At 48.9% G+C, this 21,512-nt stretch carries 20 protein-coding genes; 15 read left to right on the top strand and 5 right to left on the bottom strand.

Translation table 11 applies throughout. The features are described from left to right. Positions 1-259: 259 nt before the first annotated feature. Entirely contained in the window at positions 260-2,125 is a 1,866-nt protein-coding gene (locus ACRCZA_RS10600; RefSeq protein ID WP_438674402.1) for a protein kinase domain-containing protein, read from the bottom strand. A 259-nt stretch (positions 2,126-2,384) separates the two neighbouring features. Between ACRCZA_RS10600 and ACRCZA_RS10595 the strand changes: the two genes are divergently transcribed. Beyond that, positions 2,385-2,750, top strand: coding sequence for a hypothetical protein (locus ACRCZA_RS10595; RefSeq protein ID WP_438674401.1), 366 nt, complete (start codon positions 2,385-2,387; stop codon positions 2,748-2,750). Between the two features lie 123 nt (positions 2,751-2,873). On the opposite strand, the gene ACRCZA_RS10590 is transcribed toward ACRCZA_RS10595, so the two are convergent. Next, on the bottom strand, positions 2,874-3,344 hold the full coding sequence (locus tag ACRCZA_RS10590; RefSeq protein ID WP_438674400.1) for a chemotaxis protein CheX: 471 nt from the start codon (positions 3,342-3,344) through the stop codon (positions 2,874-2,876). Between the two features lie 455 nt (positions 3,345-3,799). On the opposite strand from ACRCZA_RS10590, the gene dusA reads away from it, so the two are divergent. From dusA to ACRCZA_RS10575, 3 genes are all read left to right on the top strand, one after another. Beyond that, a complete protein-coding gene (dusA, locus tag ACRCZA_RS10585; RefSeq protein WP_438674399.1) occupies positions 3,800-4,810 on the top strand; it encodes a tRNA dihydrouridine(20/20a) synthase DusA in 1,011 nt (336 codons plus the stop codon). Between the two features lie 199 nt (positions 4,811-5,009). Next, complete coding sequence (locus tag ACRCZA_RS10580; protein WP_438674398.1) at positions 5,010-5,312, top strand: hypothetical protein; 303 nt, start codon at positions 5,010-5,012, stop codon at positions 5,310-5,312. 146 nt (positions 5,313-5,458) lie between these two features. After that, positions 5,459-5,674 (top strand): PspC domain-containing protein, encoded by a 216-nt coding sequence (locus tag ACRCZA_RS10575; RefSeq protein ID WP_438674397.1) that lies wholly within the window; start codon positions 5,459-5,461, stop codon positions 5,672-5,674. A 117-nt stretch (positions 5,675-5,791) separates the two neighbouring features. Here ACRCZA_RS10575 and ACRCZA_RS10570 read toward each other — a convergent pair whose 3' ends face one another. Beyond that, positions 5,792-6,529: an enoyl-CoA hydratase-related protein gene (locus ACRCZA_RS10570; RefSeq protein ID WP_438674396.1), complete on the bottom strand. Its 738-nt coding sequence runs from the start codon at positions 6,527-6,529 to the stop codon at positions 5,792-5,794. Between the two features lie 33 nt (positions 6,530-6,562). Between ACRCZA_RS10570 and ACRCZA_RS10565 the strand changes: the two genes are divergently transcribed. The 3 genes from ACRCZA_RS10565 to ACRCZA_RS10555 are packed head-to-tail and all read left to right on the top strand — an operon-like array spanning position 6,563 to position 8,765. Continuing rightward, positions 6,563-7,045, top strand: a complete 483-nt coding sequence (locus ACRCZA_RS10565; RefSeq protein ID WP_438674395.1) for a copper chaperone PCu(A)C — start codon at positions 6,563-6,565, stop codon at positions 7,043-7,045. 11 nt (positions 7,046-7,056) lie between these two features. Then, complete coding sequence (locus tag ACRCZA_RS10560) at positions 7,057-8,025, top strand: DUF2333 family protein (protein ID WP_438674394.1); 969 nt, start codon at positions 7,057-7,059, stop codon at positions 8,023-8,025. Positions 8,026-8,027: 2 nt separating this feature from the next. Next, the gene (locus ACRCZA_RS10555; RefSeq protein WP_438674393.1) at positions 8,028-8,765 is read left to right on the top strand and encodes a TIGR04219 family outer membrane beta-barrel protein; all 738 of its coding nucleotides are present in this window, start codon (positions 8,028-8,030) and stop codon (positions 8,763-8,765) included. A gap of 156 nt (positions 8,766-8,921) precedes the next feature. On the opposite strand, the gene tolC is transcribed toward ACRCZA_RS10555, so the two are convergent. Next, positions 8,922-10,229: an outer membrane channel protein TolC gene (gene tolC, locus ACRCZA_RS10550; protein WP_438674392.1), complete on the bottom strand. Its 1,308-nt coding sequence runs from the start codon at positions 10,227-10,229 to the stop codon at positions 8,922-8,924. A 244-nt stretch (positions 10,230-10,473) separates the two neighbouring features. On the opposite strand from tolC, the gene nudF reads away from it, so the two are divergent. From nudF to parC, 7 genes are read left to right on the top strand one after another with little or no spacing between them, the layout of a single operon-like run. After that, complete coding sequence (nudF, locus tag ACRCZA_RS10545; protein ID WP_438674391.1) at positions 10,474-11,085, top strand: ADP-ribose diphosphatase; 612 nt, start codon at positions 10,474-10,476, stop codon at positions 11,083-11,085. 11 nt (positions 11,086-11,096) lie between these two features. Continuing rightward, a complete protein-coding gene (locus ACRCZA_RS10540) occupies positions 11,097-11,522 on the top strand; it encodes a DUF1249 domain-containing protein (protein ID WP_438674390.1) in 426 nt (141 codons plus the stop codon). A gap of 15 nt (positions 11,523-11,537) precedes the next feature. Beyond that, complete coding sequence (gene cpdA, locus ACRCZA_RS10535) at positions 11,538-12,377, top strand: 3',5'-cyclic-AMP phosphodiesterase (protein ID WP_438674389.1); 840 nt, start codon at positions 11,538-11,540, stop codon at positions 12,375-12,377. Between the two features lie 26 nt (positions 12,378-12,403). After that, positions 12,404-12,979, top strand: coding sequence for a YqiA/YcfP family alpha/beta fold hydrolase (locus ACRCZA_RS10530; protein ID WP_438674388.1), 576 nt, complete (start codon positions 12,404-12,406; stop codon positions 12,977-12,979). Positions 12,980-13,035: 56 nt separating this feature from the next. Continuing rightward, positions 13,036-14,922, top strand: coding sequence for a DNA topoisomerase IV subunit B (gene parE, locus ACRCZA_RS10525; protein ID WP_438674387.1), 1,887 nt, complete (start codon positions 13,036-13,038; stop codon positions 14,920-14,922). A 60-nt stretch (positions 14,923-14,982) separates the two neighbouring features. Beyond that, positions 14,983-16,149 carry a PQQ-dependent sugar dehydrogenase gene (locus tag ACRCZA_RS10520; RefSeq protein WP_438674386.1) on the top strand — a complete coding sequence of 389 codons (1,167 nt, stop codon included), beginning with the start codon at positions 14,983-14,985 and terminating at the stop codon, positions 16,147-16,149. Further along, entirely contained in the window at positions 16,142-18,436 is a 2,295-nt protein-coding gene (gene parC, locus ACRCZA_RS10515; protein WP_438674385.1) for a DNA topoisomerase IV subunit A, read from the top strand. Before ACRCZA_RS10520 ends, parC begins: the two co-directional genes overlap by 8 nt. Before the next feature lie 264 nt (positions 18,437-18,700). Here the strand turns inward: parC and ACRCZA_RS10510 are convergent, their stop codons facing one another. After that, complete coding sequence (locus ACRCZA_RS10510; RefSeq protein ID WP_438674384.1) at positions 18,701-19,783, bottom strand: porin; 1,083 nt, start codon at positions 19,781-19,783, stop codon at positions 18,701-18,703. Between the two features lie 769 nt (positions 19,784-20,552). Between ACRCZA_RS10510 and tcdA the strand changes: the two genes are divergently transcribed. Next, positions 20,553-21,356, top strand: coding sequence for a tRNA cyclic N6-threonylcarbamoyladenosine(37) synthase TcdA (gene tcdA, locus ACRCZA_RS10505; RefSeq protein WP_438674403.1), 804 nt, complete (start codon positions 20,553-20,555; stop codon positions 21,354-21,356). Positions 21,357-21,512 lie beyond the last annotated feature (156 nt).

The raw sequence follows: 21,512 nt of genomic DNA, 5'->3' as shown, positions 1-21,512 counted from the left end.
GGCAAAGCGGGCGAATGTCAAACTCGCGGCCCATTACACTTGGTTGCACCAGGGGCTCAGTGCCGGGCTTAAGGATCCCCAGGTTAAATTGATTGCTAAGCCTCTTAGGCTGCCTCCCGGCGCGCCCATTTAAGCCTATCCATTCAAGCTTATCCATTGCACTGTGCCTGTTACCCTTGGGGCTTGAGTGTGCCAATGTGCATCGGCTGATGTTATTGCAGGCGCTGATGTTATTGCAGGAGCGGATGTCATTGCCGGATTACTTATTGTCGGATTGCTTATTGCCGAATGAGGTATCGCCGGATCCGTTATCGCTGGCGCATTCGCGCTGCTTTGGGTTTTTGGGGTAAAAATGCTCCGCTTTACGCTCGATATGGGTAAAGCGGCGGGTATTTTTATAGGGCAATTTCATAAACCCGGACACGCCTAGCCCTTGGATCTGGCCGACATGATGCAAGATGCGATCGAGGCTAGCCCGAAACGCGGCCTGCTTGCGCGGATTAAGTAATTTTAAATAGCTGTGAATTTTTAAGTGGTGGGGCAGAGCCTCAAAAATAATGCAGCCCGTGTGGTGGATTTGGTTAATGCGCGCTAATTCCTCCATGATTTCGGCAGGTAACTCGAGGTTTTCGTCGGGATCTTTGCCATCTTCAAAATAAGAATGTAGCCGCGATTTATCCTCCAGAGTCGGCACATCGCCAATGTCGAAGGGCAATTGCAGATCGGCGCTTGCGGTAAAAGCATCATCAGTGCTGGCCCTTTCGATGTGCAAGGTGTCTTTCGCATTAAAAAAACAGGCCTTAAATACCCCGATACGTTTAATCCCCCGCGCGAGGGTGACCATATTATTGACCGCAATGATCAGGGCACTTTTCAGCGCGGGATCATAAATGGCGAGGTTGGAGTCGATAAACACCCCGGTTTCTTGCCAATGAATAGCCAGCCCCCCGACGATGGGGTACTGGGCTAACCGCCCGACGGCGGCGATAAAGCCTTTTTCGGTGTCGCCCATGCCCGCCAGAAAATTGCGATAATATTTTTCGAGTTGAATATCATCCATTTTTGCGATGGGATCTTGAGCATTATGCTCTTTTAAAAAGGATTTTCTGGAGCTGTAGCTCACCGTCTCCACATCTTTTGCCCGGGGTTGAACCCAGACGGGGATTTCCCCCTGCAGCTCGCTTTGGGGTAAGGCTGGCAGAAGTAACCTGTGGCTGTGGCGCATGCTTTTTAAAAAGTAATCCCCCGCGAGCTTACGCCGCTGTGCATCGCTACTGAGCATACCTTCTAAGATGCGCGCCAGCTCCACTGGGAGGCCGATGCTGGTGGGCGGGATAACTTGGGCACCAAAGCGACTCGCTTGGCCTGAGGCGAGGGCGTATAAGGTCGCGGCAACGCCTTGCTCATCAAAGCGGGGATTGGACAGCGCCCCATTGAGCTGCTCTTCACCAATAAAATACACGTCTCCCATGCGCGCATTGGTATGTTGTTGATCGCTTGACATCAATGCCATCACGTTATCTTCTACTGGGTGGTTATGCTCGTCGCGCTGGGCGAACACTGCTGAGCCCCAATCGATGAGCGATAGATGTTGGCTGGGGATGTCATACACTAAATTGGAAGGCTTAATATCGCCATGCACTAAGGGTTTACCCGTACGCAGGTAATACAAAATATCCGCTAATTGTCGGGCGATGCTCATGATCATCGCCGTGGGCAGCGCCCCTAAACGGCGACACAGCTGCTCAAGATCTTCTCCCTTCGCCCGCTCCATCACCAAAATGCCCTGTTTGCCGACGCGCTCAAATTTGATGGCTCCGGGAATATTGGGGTGTTTTAGCAGCGATAGCATAAAGGCTTCTTCTTCGAGCCTATCTTGAACATGTTGCGGCAGGGTGATCCGCGAAAATTTAAACACATGGGCAGCGCCATCATGGTTGATGCCGGCGAACACAAAGCCGTAGGCTCCCTTGCCAATCAGCTCGAGGTCGCGATAGCCCAGTTTGCTGAGCTGTTGTTTACACAGGCGGATCCAAGCCTTGTGCTTACGGGCATCATTGGCCTTAAGCAGGTAGATAGATTGCTCTTCAGCAATATAAAAATGCTGTAGTTGGGGGGTGTGCAATATCGACTCCTCTTGCAGGCCTTTGCATGCCTGACAATGTAAGACGCAGGGGCAACTGCTTGTTAGCATTTTGATCTGGGTAGCATTTTTGCGCAAGCCACTTTTTTTGCGTGGGCCATGGCTTTCCTAGCGGATCATTTCGGTGCTGACTTTGACATACATCAAATTAAATCGTGGCAACTATAGGTAATCTTCAGGGATGGGAACGCAAACATCTCGTTAGCGCATCTCGGGTCACCAGTCGATTAAAGGAGGGGGTATGTCCGCTCAATATAAAGCATTACTGATTGAGTTATTGGAATATCCACGTAAGCGCATTTTACAATCAATGGAGGTAACCCATTGTCCTCATGCTGTGTTTTTTAATGAGCGCGACGAGCAGTGCTTAACCTGCCATCAGGGCATGGAATGCGTTTGGATGAACCAGAACGACGAGCTTATCGCCGTGGAGCAAAAATCGATAGCCGAGATAAAGCAGCAACTGTTGATCGCCGTCGATTTTATTGACTCGTCCTTAAGTCCGCACCATTTATCTCGGCGCCAATGTCAGTGCGACAATTGTGTGTGGCTGCGTAGGGTGCAACAGGTGTTAGCGAAAGCGCCACCGGCGCAGCTGGAGTCTTAACCGCAACTAACGTCTTAAGCACAAGCAAAGGCTTAACTGCAGTGAGCATCATCGGTGTCTAAGGGGGGGGCAGTGCATGCCTGAGTGTTTATGTCCCTGCGTTACCTATGCTAAGCGCTGCCACTAAGCGGCCTTCTCGAAGCAGATTTCGATAAACGCCTTGCCATAGGGCGAGCTAAAAGGCATGACGATTTTGGTGCCATTGGCTTGGTGTGAAATCGTATGGCCCTTACCCGACACGACCATAGGGGTCGCCATTTCAAATTGATACCCTTTATTTCCTAACAGCTTTTTGGCTCCGCCCGTCACCATGTTGGTAATTTCACCGACCAAATCGGTGATCTCCTCATTAATCACGCCGGGGTTCTCACCCAGCATATTTTGCATGATCTGCAGCGCCAGGGATTGCTCAAAGGTGATTGACAGTGAACCTTTGGTTTGCGGCCCGACCATTCCCATCAAGCCGGAGATATCGCCCTTAGCCACATTATCCGTCTTAATTTGAGGTTTGCCGGGGACTAATTCCATACAGGCCATAGTGGAGAGGACGTTGAGCAAGGATTCTAGGAAGGGATTAATAAAATTGACGTTCATGCTTGAGGGGTCCTGTTATCGTTAATCTTTTACGCTATATAAGATAGATGCTTAATAAAAATAATGAGTTACAGCAATTCGTCCCAGACAGAAGAAACAAGCTTAGCCGATAAACGCTAAGCTCACAGTAATCTCTATCACACTCTTTTAAGCTTAAGTCTTTGGTTTATCGCCAATATTAACTGTACTCACGCGTGTTAAGGCATTTTTAGGTTACCGCTTGCTCCTCCCCTCATTAACGGTGCCTTGCAGCGCTCAGGTTTGGTTTGATATTTGTGCCTATGGTGCGGCGCTCGTTTAGTTAAGTAGTTGATTGTACTTTAACGCTCATCGTAAGTGGGTTGGCGCTTCATCCTGTATGCGATACGCCACGGGTGGTTATTTTGTAAAATGGCGCGCTTCGCGCTAAACTAGCCGCCTTTTTTTGCATCAGCCCAGCCTAAAATGTGAGCGTAATGATTCAACCTCAAACCCCGCAGCAGCCAGTCAACTCAATTGATAGAACCTTTAGCATTGCCCCGATGTTGGATTGGACGGACCGCCATTATCGTTATTTTGCGCGATTAATGTCTGCCAATGCTTTGCTGTACACCGAGATGGTGACAACAGGAGCGATACTGCATGGTCGCGGCGATTATTTGGCCTATAACCAAGAGGAGCATCCGCTCGCGTTGCAGTTAGGCGGCTCCAATCCTCAGGAATTGGCCCGTTGCGCTAAATTGGCCGCTGAGCGCGGCTATGATGAAGTGAACCTCAATGTGGGTTGCCCCTCGGACCGGGTGCAAAATGGCCGCTTTGGTGCTTGTTTGATGGCTGAGCCGGAATTGGTTGCACAATGTGTCGATGCCATGAAGCAAGTGGTTGATATTCCAATCACTGTTAAGACGCGTATTGGCATCGATGCGCAGGACAGTTATGAGTTCCTCACCCAATTTATCGATATCGTACATAGCAAGGGCTGTAATGAGTTTATCATCCATGCCCGTAAAGCTTGGCTGCAGGGATTAAGCCCAAAAGAGAATCGTGAGATCCCACCCCTTGATTACGAGCGGGCGTATCAACTAAAACGTGATTACCCATGGCTTAATATCAGTGTCAATGGTGGCATCACGACCCTTGCGCAGGCCAAGGTGCATTTGGAACACCTCGATGGGGTGATGGTGGGGCGCGAGGCGTACCAGAATCCGTATATGTTGGCAGAGGTGGATCAGCAGCTCTGTCATAGTCAACAGCCCGTGATCAGCCGCGAAGCGGTGATCGATGCTATGCTGCCCTATATCGAGGCTCACCTCGCATCGGGTGGTCGCCTCAATCATATAACGCGGCACATGATTGGTTTATTCCAAGGTTTACCCGGTGCCCGTGCATGGCGGCGCTATTTGAGTGAGCATGCCCATAAAAATGGCGCTGATATCAGCGTTATCAAGCAGGCGTTAGCGAGCATGAATGCACAACCTGCACCTTGATATGTAGCAAGTGGCGAGATTAACGAAGTGTTGTAGTATTTTTAACCACTTTTATTAAAAATTAGCCTCGCTGGTTTTTTATTATCCGCTTATATACTTATAACCTATTGTAAATTAATGGGTTATAAGTATTTTATAAGTTGGCACGTCCTTTGTAATAGTCCCTTTGTCAAGTTAATCAATCGAAAGGGATGGCATTATGTTTACCTTAAACCTCAAAAAATCTGCTGCAGCATGTGTGTTATTGACCACGCTTATCGGCAGTGCGGCCCATGCAGATGCGGCCCCCATCAGTGTGCCAAGTGCGGAAATCGTCAGCGCCATTGAGCAAACCCTCACCACCCAAGCTCAAGAATTAATGGCCAGCACTCAGCGTGAGTTGGCGTTATCACTGCAAACTCAGTTAGCTGAAACGCTCTATGATGTGGATCGGCAACTGAATCTCAGCACGCCAAGCCAAGCTGAGTCAGTAAAGCCAGAAGAATACAGCGTGAAGAAGTGATGGTGGTACCAAGATGGATTGGCGTGCTCTGCCCCCATTTGCTGCTGTGACCGCGGAGAAATCTTTGGCTGTTTTCTGCATGATCTTCAGGCCGCAGTAGCATCATCTTTGATATCGCACCATCTTTGGTATGAAGGGAGGGATATATGTTAAAAGTTCACTTAACAAACGCACGGCGTCGTATGGAAAAATCAGCCCCATTAGTGTGCGGTGTTGCGACGGCCATGGCCCATAAATTTGGCTGGTCCTGTTTCTGGACCCGAGTGGGATGGATTGGCGCGTTGGTATTTATCTCCAAAATCAGTCTGCTAGGGTATTTGGTGCTAGCAATATTCATTGAGCAATGGAAGAAGCCTGTTTAAATCACCACGGCTATTTATCGTCATATAGGTTTGAACGGGAAGCGTTTGGCCAGTGGCTGTATCAGTGGCAGGAGGGTACATAGACCCTCGCGCATAGGTGATTCTGGGTTAATCTGCTTATTTTTGTAGAAAAGCCTGAAAGCGAGATTGGGCTTCAGCACTTTTTAGTCTGGCGCTAAATTGCTCTAACTCTTTATGCATTTGGTGTTGCACTCGGTTTTTGTGAGGGCGCATTAATTGCCGAGTGATTTGCAGTGCCTGCGGTGGCTGCGCAGCGAGCTTTTTCGCTTGACCAAGAGCGTAGCTTAATAGCGCATCTTGCTCGATAATGTCGTTGATCATATTGAGTTTATAGGCTGTTTTGGCATCAAAGCTTTCACCCAGCAACAGCAATTCGGCGGCCTTTTGATAACCCACCAGTTCAGGGAGCAACAGGCTTGCCCCCGCCTCGGGTACCAGCGCTAAGTTGACAAAGGGCAGCTGAAATTTAGCGCTTGAGTCGGCGTACACTAAATCGCAATGAAGTAGCAGCGTTGTACCTATCCCCACCGCCGCGCCAGACACGGCGGCAACCAATGGTTTTTTGAGTTCTAATAGGCAAAATAAAAAACGTACCGTGGGGTGATTTTGGTCTAACTCACTATTTTTTAAAAAGTCTGCAACATCATTGCCAGATGTGAAACAATTATGTTGTCCATGGAGCATAAAGGCGCGAATGTCATTGTCTGCCTCACCTGCGATCAGGTATTCTGTCAGCAGTTTATACATATTAAGATCAAGCGCATTGCGTTTTTCGGGCCGATTAAAGCTGATAATACGTACGCCTTGATCATCCTGAACCTGTATATGACTCATGGGTTGTTTCCTTTACGACGACAGTGGGTAGACATGGAGTGTAAGACAATGAAACCAATAATCAAACAGATGTTTAATTGTGTGGCTTTATCCTTTGTATCTTTTTCTGTGTTAGCAAATGTCGTGATGCGTGACGGGCATGTGCGAGCTATGCCAGAGACTGTCCCCAATACTGCCGCTTACTTTACCCTTGAAAACCATGCAGATAAAGCGGTGCGGTTAATTGGTGCGACGACCAATGTAGCCAAAGAAGCGCAATTGCATACCATGGTCACAGAGCAGGGCGTGGTCAAAATGCGCCATGTTGAAAGCTTTGCGATTCCTTCCCATGGCTCACTTACCCTCGCGCCGGCGGGGGATCATATTATGCTGCTCGGCCTAACGGCCCCGCTCGTACCCGAACAGCAGGTTGAGCTGCAATTGCAGTTTGACGATGGCCAAACAATGACGATCACCTTGCCCGTTGCCAAGCAGGCTGCACCAAGTGCAACGCCTGAGCATCACCACCATCATTAAGGAGTCACCAGATGCAAATTACCTGGAAGCAAGTCACCGGAGTTGGTTCACTCATTATATTCATCGGTTACCTTATCAGCGTTTGGTGGAGTGTTGAACCTGATACGCTCAGCACTCAAGAGTTGACGTTAACCGATAAAAACGTGGTGGGTTATGCCACGACCACCTCATTAATTTTAACCGTAGAAACCTTGCTGGATAAACAGGGCGGTTGGTTATCCAATGATGTGATGCCACCATCGATTCTGATGGATAATATGCCTGCCTTTGAATATGGCGCGCTTGAGCAAGCAAGGGATCTGGCGCTCATTATGCGTAAAGAGTTCAGCCGCTCGCAGTCGCAATCAACGGCGGATAAAGACCTTGGCGAAGCACAGTCAAAGCTGAATATCGACCACACCAGTTGGTTGGTGCCGAGTGCTGAGAGCGAATATCGTGATGCGATAAAGTTACTTAAGCTGTACCGTGCCCGTATGATGGACCCTAATAATCAAGATGCGCAGTTTTACGCAAGGGCCGACAATCTAAATGAATGGCTCAAAGAGGTGCAAAAGCGTCTTGGTAGTATGTCTCAGCGCTTGTCCGCCAGCGTGGGGCAAGAGCGTCTGAATACGGATTTGGCGGGGGATAATGCCGCCCGCCAGTCTACGCCAAATTTGAGCAGCCATCAGGTAAAAACCAGTTGGTGGAAAATTGATGATGTGTTCTATGAAACGCGCGGCGCGTCTTGGGCATTGCTCAATTTTATGCGTGCTGTTGAAGTCGATTTTGCTGATGTGCTGAAAAAGAAAAATGCTGAAGTGAGCCTCAAACAAATTATTCGCGAATTAGAGGCCACGCAGCAAACGGTCTGGAGCCCTGTAGTCCTCAACGGCAGTGGCTTTGGCCTAGTCGCTAATCATTCATTGGTTATGGCGAACTATGTATCCCGTGCAAATGCCGCGGTGATTGATTTAACGAACTTGCTATCTCAAGGTTAATTATGAAAAAAACACTCCTCGCCAGTGCTGTATTCGGATTTTGTATGGCCACATCCGTTCAGGCGGCCACTGTGGTTGGTTTTAAAATGGGTGGCGATTATTGGCATGCTGATACCAGCGGCAGCTTTGCTGATAAAGGGCAGCCCCAGCAAAACTTCGGATATAGTTCTTCGGCGCAGGGCAGCTACTGGATTGCCGTTGAGCATCCGTTGCCGTTAATCCCCAATATTAAAGTACGTGAAAACAGCTTAGATCAGAAAGGCGGTAAGGCCGATGCTGACTTTAGCTTTAATGGTCATGATTTTTCAGGCAAGGTAACGGCTTATACCGATCTGAGCAACACGGACTTTATTTTATATTACGAGCTATTAGATAACGACATTTTATCCTTTGATCTGGGCGCAGCTTATAAGTTGATGAACGGCTCGCTGCGGGTACAAGATCCTGGCCATCCTGAAGAGAAAGGGATCGACAGTGGCATCCTTATGGCCTATGCCAGCACCGAGCTTGGCATACCCGGTTTAGGATTATTTGGTTTTGCGGATCTTATGCAAGGGGTGACCGAGACCAATGTTCATGATTTTGCTATTGGTCTGGGGTGGGGATTTGATGGCACTGCGGTGGATCTGCGCGTGCGCGTGGGGTATCGCGAGTTTGTATTTGATGCCAATAACTTCTCTGGCGTGAGTGCGGATACCAAGTTTGATGGCTATTTTGCCGGCGTTGAAATCGCGTTTTAACGTTAAGCTGCAAGTTCAATGTAAACCGGCAGCTTTTATCGAGCCCATAAAAAAACCGCCTTCTGGCGGTTTTTTATTATCAGTGTGACCTCATCGCTTGGGTAACACTGTCTTGATCACACGGTCTTAATAACACTATCTTGATTCTGCAATCGCTTATTCAGCTTTTAAGCCATTGTTAATATTGATTACATCATCTTCATTCAAGGTGCCAGCGGCTTGCTTGAGCGCCACAATGGAATTGATGTAGGAATAACGGGCATTAGATAATTTACGTTTGGAATCGTACAGATCGCGCGTACGGTTGAGCACGTCCACAATGGTACGCGTCCCCACTTCAAAGCCCGCTTGTGTTGCTTTTAATGCGCTTTCTGATGAAATAACAGATTGCTCATAGGCGCGAATCGAGCTGATTGAGGCACCAACGTTGTTGTAGTTATTACGGACGTTTTTCACCACACTGCGGTAAGTTTGCTCTAAGCGTTCGCTCGCTTCCACAAATTGGTATTGGGCTTCATTGACTTGAGAGCTCACTTTGAAGCCTTGGAAAATCGGAATGCTTAAGTTGACACCGACGTTAACATTGTCAAAGTCAGGATCGTTGACGCTACCGGTTTTCTGCTCAAGCCCTTTGTTATAGCCGGCATTGAGGCTTAATGATGGCATGTGGCCAGCTTTATAAAGACTAATGGTTTCTTGGGCAATGTCTTTACCAATACGCTGAGTCATTAAATCAACGCTGTTGGTTTCGGCAATTTTTAACCAATCCGTCGGAGATGTTGGTGCTGGTGTGACGGCAGAAAAACGGTTGGTATCCAGTACATTCAATGTCTTGTGATCAATACCCGTAATTTCGCGCAGGGCTTCGTAGCTATTGGCAAGATCATTCTCGGCCAGAATCTCACTGGCAGAGGCGAGGTCATACTGAGCTTGGGCTTCATGCACATCGGTAATGGCGGTGAGGCCAACGGCAAAACGTTGTTTCGTTTGCTCGAGTTGACGTTCAATTGCTCGTTTTTCGGCGCCTTGGAACTCGTAGTTATCCTTGGCCGTTAACACATCAAAATAGGCTTTAGTCACTCGGGTGATCAGCGTTTGCAGCGCAGAGGCATAATTAGAGTCAGCTTGAGATGCGGCTTTTTCCGCAAGACTTAAGCCTACCCAAGCACTGTGATCGTAGATCACTTGGTTAAGCTTGAGGCTGCCGGTTAAACCGCTGGCATCATCCCTTGGATCATTCCAGGCTTTGTCGTATCCGACATTGGCACTGATCGTTGGTAATAGCGGGGCACGATTTTGCTCGATTCGCTCGAACAGGGCATTACGTTGTGCTTGCGCTTGGAGTACCAGGGGATCGTTAGTCAGTGCTTTTTGATAAATTTGGAGTAAATCATCTGCTTGAACCGCTGACGCGGTAGCGACTAGCGTGAGTGCAGTGCATAAAGAACGGATCTTAAATTTCATTTGCTGTCCTTATTTAGACAAAATCCCCAAGAGGAGAAATATTTTAACTTCGATGAGACTAAGTAATGCCTTTATCAAGGCGGTTTGCGCTTCCCGACGCTTCCCGATACAGCTAGAACTTAATGACAGAGAGTCTAAAAACGCCGACACTGTTAAGTCAAATGCGAAGTGTAACAGATTTTATTTTAAAAATGTGCCAAATTGCCTTGATAATAGGCGTAAATTTACCTTTGAAGGACAGAGTATGAAACCGCCAGTTTTTTCGCAAACGGATATTGAGGTGCTTGAACAAAAAACACTTTATCGCGGTTTTTTTGCTTTGGAACAGTTCACTTTTAAGCATAAATTGTTTGCCGGTGGCTGGAGCCAACCCGTGACGCGGGAAGTGTTTGAGCGCGGCCATGCGGTGGTGGTGTTGCCCTATGATGTTAAGCGCGATCAATTGGTGTTGATTGAGCAGGTCCGTTTTCCTGCCTTAGCAACGACCCCCTCGCCTTGGCTGCTGGAATTGGTCGCCGGAATGATCGCTCCCAATGAAGAGCCGCTAGAGGTCGCCCGCCGCGAACTGTTAGAAGAAACCGGTTTGGAGGCCAAGCAGTTGCAGTTTGTCAGCAGTTACTTAGTCAGTCCGGGCGGCAGTACCGAGCGGGTGTACTTCTATTGGGCAGAGGTCGATGCCTCAACAGCACAAGGATTACATGGTTTAGCCGAAGAACACGAAGATATTCGCCTGCAGGTGATTAGCCGTGAACAGGCCTATCAGCAGGTGGTTGCAGGTGAAATTGATAACGCTTCGACGGTGATTGGCTTGCAATGGCTGCAATTACATTATCAGCAACTTTCCACGCAAGGTTGAGTGACCTTAATATGCCGCGCAAATCACGCTACCAACCTAATGTGAGTGACTTTTTGGCGCTGTGCGGCCGCAACTATGGCTATATGATGAAATGGTTGCCACTCAATATCAGCCTTGGCCAATCTTGGGTGCTTGAGGGGGAGTTTGGGGTCTTGCAGCTTAGGATGATAGAGAACACTAAATATACACAATTAGTCGAGATTGCTCGCCCAGTCGATATTATTGACTTTGTCAATATTCCCAAGGTGTTAGTGAGAATTTATCATGATGCTAAATTAGCAGAAGTGTTAACTGGTCAACAGATTTATCAATTACGGCCAGTGTATGATTACCCGAATCCACGCATGTATCATAGTGATGAAAAGTACCAGGTAAATGCATTCCTGGAAGAGTTATTAAAGATTGGGTGCCAACATCGTTTAGTGCGCCACCCTTAGAGTTGGGTATTTAATGTGCTGAAAGAGGCTGTCTCTTACTCCCTAGCTGAAGGAGAAAGTGTACGTATTGTGCAGGTCACCGATCCGCACCTCTTTGCCGATCCTGACGCTGAACTGCTGGGGGTGAATACCCGCAACAGCTTGGCTGCAGTATTAGATACCATTCGCGCGGTGGATTATCCCGCGCATTTGCTGTTAGCGACGGGCGATTTAAGCCAGGATTATTCTGCTGAATCCTATCGTGAGTTTGTTGCTGCGGTGGGCTCCTTGAACATGCCATGTCACTACTTGCCCGGTAATCATGACGACCCTTGGATCATGCACTTGCATATGCAAGGTGAGCACATCCATGCCCAGCAGCGTATTTTGGCGGGCCACTGGCAAATATTAATGCTGGACTCGACCGTGCGCGGTAAACCCGGCGGCAATATGGCAGAGAGCCAATTTGAGCTTATCGACCAAGCTATCGCCGCTCGGCCGGATTGTCATATCTTGCTGGCAATGCACCACAATCCCATTTTGATGAATTGCGCTTGGTTAGACCAACATTGCATGGATAATGGCAGTGAGTTTTTACGCCGAATCGCCGAGTATCCTCAGGTCAAGGGCCTACTGTGGGGGCATGTGCACCAAAGTATTGATACTGTTTATGATGGCCCTAATGGTCCTTTGCAGTTGATGGCGACACCCTCAACGTGTATTCAATTCAAGCCATTATCTCCTTATTTTGCCTTAGACAGCTTACAACCCGGTTATCGTTTGCTGGAGCTTAAGGCCGATGGTAGCATTTGCACTAACGTGTACCGTGTGCCGGGTAACCATTTTTCCCCCGATAATACTTCGAGCGGTTATTAATTCCTGTGACCGCAGCTTGAGGACTTATGCTGCTTTATATTCATGGATTTAACAGTTCGCCTTTCTCGGATAAAGCGGTGATCACCGCCAAGTACATGGCCGAGCATCATCCGTCCTTAAGCTTTCATCAACCGCAACTGCCTAACACCCCTAAAGCGGCCATGGCGTTATTGCTCGAGTATGTGGCTGCGGCGCGCCAAGCCAACGAACCGCTGAGGTATATTGGCTCATCGCTTGGAGGCTATTTTGCCAGTTATTTAGCCGAGCATCATGGTGGGCGGGCGGTGTTAGTTAACCCTGCCGTAAAGCCCTATGAATTGTTTGATGATTTTATGGGCCCCCAGTGTAATCCGTATACTGGCGAGCATTATGTACTGCAGCCCGTGCATAAGGACGAGGTCGCGCAATTTAACACCCCAGTTATCCGTCATCCAGACCGTTTTTTGGTATTATTGCAAACGGGCGATGAGGTGCTCGATTACCGCCAAGCCTTGACGAAATATCACCATTGCCAATTACGGATAGAGGCGGGGGGCGATCACAGTTTTGTGGGTTACGAGCAGCATCTGCAAACAATAAGCCAATTTTTACACTTACCTTGACAAACCAATATCCACAGCCGCAACATGGCTGGATATAACAACCTATAGCGTACACTATGACGAATCAATACACCTCTGACGCCATTGAAGTCCTCAACGGACTCGATCCTGTTAAACGCCGTCCAGGTATGTATACCGACACCACTCGACCGAACCATTTAGGTCAAGAGGTGATAGATAACAGTGTTGATGAAGCGCTTGCTGGTCACGCCACTAAAATCGAAGTGGTGCTGCATACCGATAATTCCCTGGAAGTGACCGACGATGGTCGCGGCATGCCGGTGGACATCCACCCGGAAGAAGGCATTCCAGGGGTGGAGCTTATCCTCACGAAACTCCATGCCGGTGGTAAGTTTTCCAATAAAAACTACCAATTCTCTGGTGGCTTACATGGTGTGGGGATTTCGGTGGTGAATGCCCTGTCGCGCCGGGTAGAAGTGACCGTGCGGCGTGATGGCCAAGTGTATGATATGGCTTTTGAAAATGGCTTTAAAGTCCAAGAGTTAATTGTCACTGGCAGTTGTGGTCGGCGTAATACTGGGACACGCGTCCATTTTTGGCCTGACGCCAGTTATTTTGACTCGGCCAATTTTTCCAATTCAAAATTAATTTATTTGCTGCGGGCTAAGGCGGTACTTTGCCCTGGCTTGCGGATAAAATTTGTTAATAAACAAACGAATGAAGTACACGAATGGTTCTATGAAACGGGGTTGACCGATTATCTCAAAGCCTCGATTGGCGATAATCTGATGTTGCCCGAAGAACCCTTTGTGGGCAGTTTTAAAGGGCAGATTGAGGCCGCCGATTGGGCGATCACTTGGTTGCCCGAAGGGGGGGAGTCGCTTAACGAAAGTTATGTCAACCTCATCCCCACGCCGCTTGGCGGCACTCATGTCAACGGTTTTCGCCAAGGTTTGCTTGAGTCGATGCGGGAATTTTGCGAGTTTCGCAATTTGATCCCGCGGGGAATTAAGCTCTCGCCTGAGGATATTTGGGATAGAGCCGCCTTTATTCTGTCGGTGAAGATGCAAGATCCTCAGTTTGCCGGACAAACCAAAGAAAAGCTGTCGAGCCGCCAGTGCTCTGCGTTTGTCTCTGGCATCGTGCGCGATGCCTTTTCTCTGTGGCTGAACTCCAATACCGAGCTGGCCGAATCCTTGGCGGAGATGTGCATTAACAATGCCCAGCGCCGCTTAAAAGCGGCCAAAAAAGTCGCCCGTAAAAAGGTGACCTCAGGCCCGGCACTCCCCGGTAAACTGACCGATTGCAGTGGCCAAGATCCCATGCGTGGCGAGTTATTTTTGGTGGAAGGGGACTCGGCGGGAGGCAGTGCCAAACAAGCGCGCGATCGCGAGTTTCAAGCCATTATGCCGCTGCGGGGTAAAATCCTTAACACTTGGGAGGTGGATGCCTCACAGGTGCTGGCCTCCCAAGAGGTGCATGATATTTCCGTCGCCATTGGCTGCGATCCCGATAGTAGTGATATTTCGGAATTGCGCTACGGTAAAATTTGTATCCTTGCCGACGCCGATTCCGATGGGCTGCACATCGCCACCTTATTGTGCGCGCTATTTTTGAAGCATTACCGTGTGCTCGTCGAGCAGGGCCATGTGTATATTGCTATGCCGCCTTTATTTCGCATCGATATCGGTAAAGAGGTGTATTACGCCTTAGATGAAGCGGAAAAAGAAGGTATTCTTGATCGCATCAGTGCTGAAAACAAAAAGGGCAAAGTCCAAGTCACCCGCTTTAAAGGCTTAGGTGAAATGAATCCGCTGCAATTACGTGAAACGACGATGGATCCTAACACGCGTCGGCTAGTGCAATTGACGATTGATGATGTGGAACAAACCGATTCTTTAATGGATATGCTGCTGGCCAAAAAACGCTCGCCTGATCGTAAATCTTGGCTTGAGGATAAGGGCGATATGGCGTTACTGTAACCGCGCGAGTGTTGCCCGCCACGCACACGCTTAAGGATTAATCTACTTGCAGTACTATATATGAAAACCAATAATTATAATTACTTAAAGAAGTTTTCTGCCTATGTTGCGCTGCTTGGAGTGGGCGTGTTCGCGGCAGCGCAGCCTGCTTATGCGGCCTCGCAGTCTATCATGATCACTGTGGCTAAGGGCTTTGGTTTGTCCTTGTATGCCTCGGATTTGGGTGATGCAAAGCAGCTGGCAATGGGGGCGAATGGCACCCTGTTTGTCGGCTCGCAAAAAAGCGGCACAGTCCATGCGGTGGTGGATAGCGATCAAGATGGCCAAGTGGACAAGCGCTATGTGATCGCCAAAGGCTTGGACGATCCGGATGCACTCGCCTTCCATGGTAGCGATCTGTTTGTGGCCACCGGCAACCGCATTTTGCGTTTTGTCGATATTGAACAGCGCTTACGTCGCCCGACGCGGCCTAAAGAAGTTTACAGCGATCTGCCTGAATCGGATAAAAAAACGGCCAAAGCCATGCGTTTTGGCCCCGATGGTCGGCTCTATGTCGCGATTGGCGCCGCCTGCAATGTGTGCGAGGCCATGGCGCCCTACAGCAGCATTATTGCCATTGATATTGAGACCAGCGCGAGCGAGCAGGTCGTCTCCGGGGTGCGTAATGTCACCGGCTTTGATTGGTCGCCTCAAGATAATAAATTATGGTTTGCCGATCTTGGCCGGGATTGGATGGGGGATAACTTACCCCCTGATGAAATCAACCGTGTCGATGTGATCGGCGCCCATTATGGCTTTCCTTATTTACATGCCAAGTCGGTGGTTGAGCCTGCCTACGAAAAGCCAAAAAATCTAAAAATAACCCTGCCCAATTACGAATTGCCCGCCCATGTGGCTCCGACGGGGCTGGCGTTTTACCGTGGCCAGCAATTTCCACCGAGCTATCATAACCAATTGTTTGTTGCTGAAAATGGTTCGTGGAATCGCTCGAGTAAAGTGGGTTATCAGGTCGTAATGCTCAAACTGGAGCAGCAGCAAGTGGTGAGCCGCGAAACGGTGGTGAGCTTTCTTGATGGCGAATTTCCGGTGGCGCGGCCCTTTGCATTGTTATCGGCTCCCGATGGGGCGATGTACATTTCGGACGATTTAAAAGGTAACGTGTATCGCTTGTTTTATAAAAATGGCGAGAGTACTGAAGAGACACAGGAACTAGAACAAAATGAGTGACGCAATCAAGTTAAGTCTCGATGGGGTAGAACAAATGCCATTGCGGCGTTTTACCGAAGAGGCTTATCTGAACTACTCCATGTACGTCATCATGGACCGAGCCTTGCCCCACATTGGTGATGGGCTCAAGCCAGTGCAGCGGCGGATTATCTATGCCATGAGTGAGCTAGGGTTATCGGCTCAGTCGAAGCATAAAAAATCGGCCCGTACGGTAGGTGACGTATTAGGTAAGTATCACCCCCATGGTGATAGCGCCTGTTATGAAGCCATGGTATTGATGGCGCAGCCCTTTTCTTACCGTTATCCGCTGGTTGATGGTCAAGGTAACTGGGGGGCGCCGGACGATCCTAAATCGTTTGCGGCGATGCGTTACACCGAGGCGCGGCTGTCGAAGTTTTCTGAAGTGTTGTTGTCCGAGCTGGGCCAAGGCACCGTCGATTGGGGCGCTAACTTTGATGGCACCTTAAAAGAGCCTAAGGTGCTACCCGCGCGCTTACCGCATATTTTGCTTAACGGCATAACCGGGATTGCGGTGGGCATGGCAACCGATATTCCGCCCCATAATGTCCGGGAATTAGTCTCAGCCTGTGTGGCGCTACTCGATGATCCTAAACTTGAGCTTGAGCAACTGATGGAGTACGTGCCTGGGCCGGATTATCCGACCGAGGCTGAAATTATTACCCCAGCGGCCGATATTGCCAAAATTTATGATACTGGCCGCGGCTCGTTAAAGGCGCGCGCCGTGTATTCGGTTGAGGCGGGGGAGATTGTTATCAGTGCGCTGCCGCACCAAGCGAGTAGCGGCAAGATTTTAGAGCAAATTGCCAGCCAAATGCAGGCCAAAAAGTTGCCCATGGTGGCCGATTTGCGCGACGAATCTGACCATGAAAGCCCGGTACGCCTCGTGATCGTGCCGCGCTCAAATCGGGTGGATTGCGAGCAGCTGATGGCGCATTTGTTTGCCACCACCGATCTTGAAAAAAGTTTTCGAGTTAACTTGAACGTGCTGGGGCTGGACGGCCGCCCACGGGTCAAAGGCTTAAAAACCCTCTTAACAGAGTGGCTGGCGTTTCGCGTTGATACTGTGACGCGTCGCCTCGAATATCGCCTCGATAAAGTGTTGGCGCGGTTACATATTCTCGATGCGTTAATGATAGCCTTCCTCAATATTGATGAAGTGATTGAAATTATTCGCTTCCACGATGAGCCTAAAGCCGAGTTGATGGCGCGTTTTGCCCTCACGGACAAACAGGCTGAGGCGATCCTCGAGCTAAAACTGCGGCATTTAGCCAAGTTAGAAGAGGTGAAAATCCAGGCTGAGCAGAATGAATTAGCCGCTGAGCGCGATAAGTTGCAGCAGCTTTTAGGCTCAGATCGTCGCCTAAAAACCTTGATTAAAAAAGAGCTTATCCAAGATGGTGAAACCTACGGCGATGCCCGCCGTTCACCCATCGTCCAGCGCCAAGAGTCGCGAGCGTTAACCGAGCAAGAATTAACGCCGAGTGAACCTGTGACCGTGGTGTTATCGGAAAAGGGCTGGGTACGCTGCGCCAAGGGCCACGATATCGATCCCTTGTCGTTATCCTATAAAGCGGGTGATGAGTATCTGTGTAGTAGCACTGGCCGCAATAATCAGGCGGCGGTGTTTATCGATTCTTCCGGGCGCGCCTTTGCCACCGATAGCCACAGCCTGCCTTCGGCCCGCAGCCAAGGCGAGCCTATCACCACGCGCTTTAATATGGCGCCGGGCGAAACCATGCGGCACGTGATTATGGGCGAAGAGCAGCAATGCTTCCTGCTCGCGACCGATGCTGGTTACGGCTTTATATGCCGTTACAGTGACATGCTTTCGCGTAATAAGGCGGGTAAAGCGTTGCTCAGTTTGCCGACTAACGCGCAAGCCTTGCCGCCGAAACTGATTAACCGTGATCGGGAAATGTCGATTTTAGCCATCACCAATGAAGGGCGCATGTTGCTATTTTCGCTGGAAGCCTTACCGCAATTATCTAAAGGGAAAGGCAATAAAATCATTGGCATTCCCACTGAGCGCGCCAAAAACCGTGAAGAGTTGATGACGCACCTGCAACTCGTACCAAGTGATACGCCGGTCACTCTCTGGGCGGGTAAACGTAAGCTGACCTTAAAGCCGAGCGATTTAGAGCATTATCGCGGAGAGCGCGGACGGCGCGGAGCGAAATTGCCAAGAGGCTTACAGCGCGTTGACAGCGTCGAGTTAGGTGATACCGCGGAGCCTGCAGGCGATGAGGAAAGCCCAGCTGTGGAATAAGCAGGCAAGATTGCGTTAACGCTATGCTTTAACAATAGCCATCGGGGTTCGCTCGGTGGCTTTTTTATGGCCTGTTGTATGGCTTGTTTATGGCCTTTTGTATGGTCATGGTTTGCAGGAATGGCGCTGGATTTGTGTTTTGCGGTGCACGCGCATTGGGATCGCGAGCGCAGCGCCGTTAAGTTGCCGCCATAAAAAAACCTACTGCAGTGCAGTAGGTTTTTTAGTGGATCTTGCTATAGCGATGTCAAATCGCCAAGCAGATTAGAAGTCGTAACGTACGCCTACAGAGAAGACGTTGTCATCTTGTAGATCAACTTTCTTACCGCTTACTACGTGATCACCGCTGTACATTGAGTACTGGCCATACACCATAGTGGATTTAGATAAACGGTAGTCAGCACCAATGTTAATGTTTTGCACGTTGATATCAGTGCCAGCTTTCAGGTTGGTACCAGTGGTAACGTTTTTGTAGTAGTTACCAAAGCCAGTCTCATCCACACCGTATTCAGCCTTCAGGTTAACACCGTTCAGATCGTATGCAACGTTCACGAAATACGTGTTACCGTCTACATCGCTATTAGCAACGCTTTCTGAGTTTTGGAATAGACCGCCCAGTTTAAACTGACCTAATTTAGCATGACCGACTAAACGGTAAGCATCAATACCTGCAATACCTTTGTTGTAAGCGACGGCGGCGTAGTAGTTTTGCTCTTTAAACTTGCTGTCACCTAGAGTCGCACTCAATGCGTAGTCGTTTGAACTATCTTTACCTTCTGCAGAAGTTGCAGATTCATTATCATCCATTAGATAGTTGGCGTTTAAAGTAATTAACCCAGCCAGTTTAGGTGAGTAGTACCATACACCGTCAGCGCTACGGGTTTGTGCGCCCACTAAACGGTCGATATCGGCGTTAGTGTTACCAAACAGGTCAACGTTACCTTCAGCTTGTTTAAATACGGTGTCGTTACGACCCACTAACACAGTACCTGCGTTAGTTTTTAAACCTAAATACGTGTTACGCGCTTTGAAAACATCACCAGTACCAGAGGTGTTTTCAACTTGGAATTCCATTTGGTAAACAATATCGTAGCCAGCAGCAATCTTCTCAGTGCCTTTCACACCTAATAAGGAGAAGTTGTTTTCTAAATAAGTGCCGCCATTGTTTTCATCGGCATAGTTTTTAGTGTCCACACCGTTGGTACCAGACTGTAAGGTTGTACCAGTTTGAGAGTAGGTGGTGGCTAATTCTAAACGGCCATAGAAGCTTGGGCCGTCGGCTAGCGCACCGAATGAAGCCAATGCTAATACAGATGCTACTGATGCAGAAACGAATGTCTTTTTCATGTTTTGTGCTCCCTTGAACCTAAGTTCTTGTCCATTTTTCATGGTTTTTGTGTGGTTTACCGCACTTGTTACCGCAGTGGGTAACCAAGTTGCCGCCGATTTTTACAGTTTTATTGCTGCTAGGCTGTGGCATAGATCATGTTTTTGGTTCTCCTCAAGCGCATTCGGGCGATTTGTTGGATATTTCCATCTATCTTGAATGCCATTTTGCTTAGAAGTGATAAAACGGTAACTTTTACTTACTACTTAAGGGGTATAGGTGATTCCTAAGCCCTTGTTGTTTGGCGCTGGTAACTGTAGCAGATACTAATGTGCAGGCAAGCGTAGCCTGAATAGGGGCGTTAATTGTGTGGGGGAAAGCGGAGAGTCCACAATCCGTAAAAATAGGCGCTTTGCTAAGCGTTATGTCAATAACTTTTAAATATTATCTTTAATAATCAATATATAACAAGGTTGTGGTCCAGTGCTTGTCGCCATCTTAGGGCGGTGATGTTGCCCAAATGCGCCCCCACTCGGTTGAGCGGACTATAGACTATGGTCTTAGTGCGAAGTGGCGCAATTTTGAGATTCATTGCGGATTTTTCGCTAAATCGTTTAGAATCCACGGCGCATTTTGAGCGCGCTTTTAGGGTGTAGCGGGTGACTCTGGTGGGTGGCTAATGGTCTGTTGGCTGCGTATCGAGGGATTTTTAATGTGGTTTTCCTTAAGCTTGGTCACGCCCTTGCGTGAGCGGATTTCCAGCGGGTTATTCTATAAAGGTAAGTGATGATGACTGAGGCCTATCAAAATCGTTTTGGTGGAATTGGCCGTTTGTATGGGCAACAGGCGTTAAGCCAATTTGCCCGTTCCCATGTGGTGGTGATTGGAATTGGTGGCGTTGGCACTTGGGCCGCCGAGGCGCTTGCCCGTAGCGGTATTGGCCAAATTAGCCTGATGGATTTAGACGATATTTGCGTGACGAACACCAATCGGCAAATTCATGCATTGAGTTCCACCATTGGCGCCTCAAAAGTGGCGGTGATGGCGCAGCGGATCCGAGAGATAAACCCTGAGTGTCAGGTGAATGAAATTGAAGATTTTATTACGATTGATAATTTAGCGGAGTATTTGCCGGGAGCCAATGCGGGTGGCAATATCGATTATGTGATTGATTGTATTGACGCAGTAAAACAAAAGGCCGCGTTAATTGCTTGGTGTAAACGCCAAAAAATTAACATTGTGACTGTGGGGGGCGCGGGTGGCCAAACGGATCCGACTCAAATTCAGTTAACGGATTTGGCTAAAACCTATCAGGATCCGCTGCTCGCCAAGGTGCGCAATATTTTGCGCCGCGAATACCATTTCTCTAAAAATGTGCAGCGGCGTTTTGCCGTGGACGCGGTATTTTCCAGTGAGCAGCTGGTGTATCCCAAGGCCGATGGCTCGGTATGCAGCACTAAGGCCAGCGCTGATGGCAACATGCGTATGGACTGTGCCTCGGGGTTTGGCGCGGTCACTATGGTGACCGGCACCTTTGGTTTTGTGGCCGCAAGTCGGGTATTGGCAAAATTGGCCCGGTTAGCTAACGCGTAATGCCTGCAAACGTCTCACGTTTAGTGTGACTCTCCGTATCAAAAAACCAGCTGTTAACGGTACTCCATTCATCATCGGCGTTTAGGGATAAACGCCTCTATGTTGTCGTTGTCGCTCCCTCATCTTATAAGAGGCAGAGTGCTCCCAGCCAGATTA

The organism is Shewanella sp. (genome assembly GCF_051658185.1).
In the GTDB taxonomy this organism is placed as follows: domain Bacteria; phylum Pseudomonadota; class Gammaproteobacteria; order Enterobacterales; family Shewanellaceae; genus Shewanella.
This window is presented reverse-complemented; position numbering and strand designations above follow the sequence as displayed.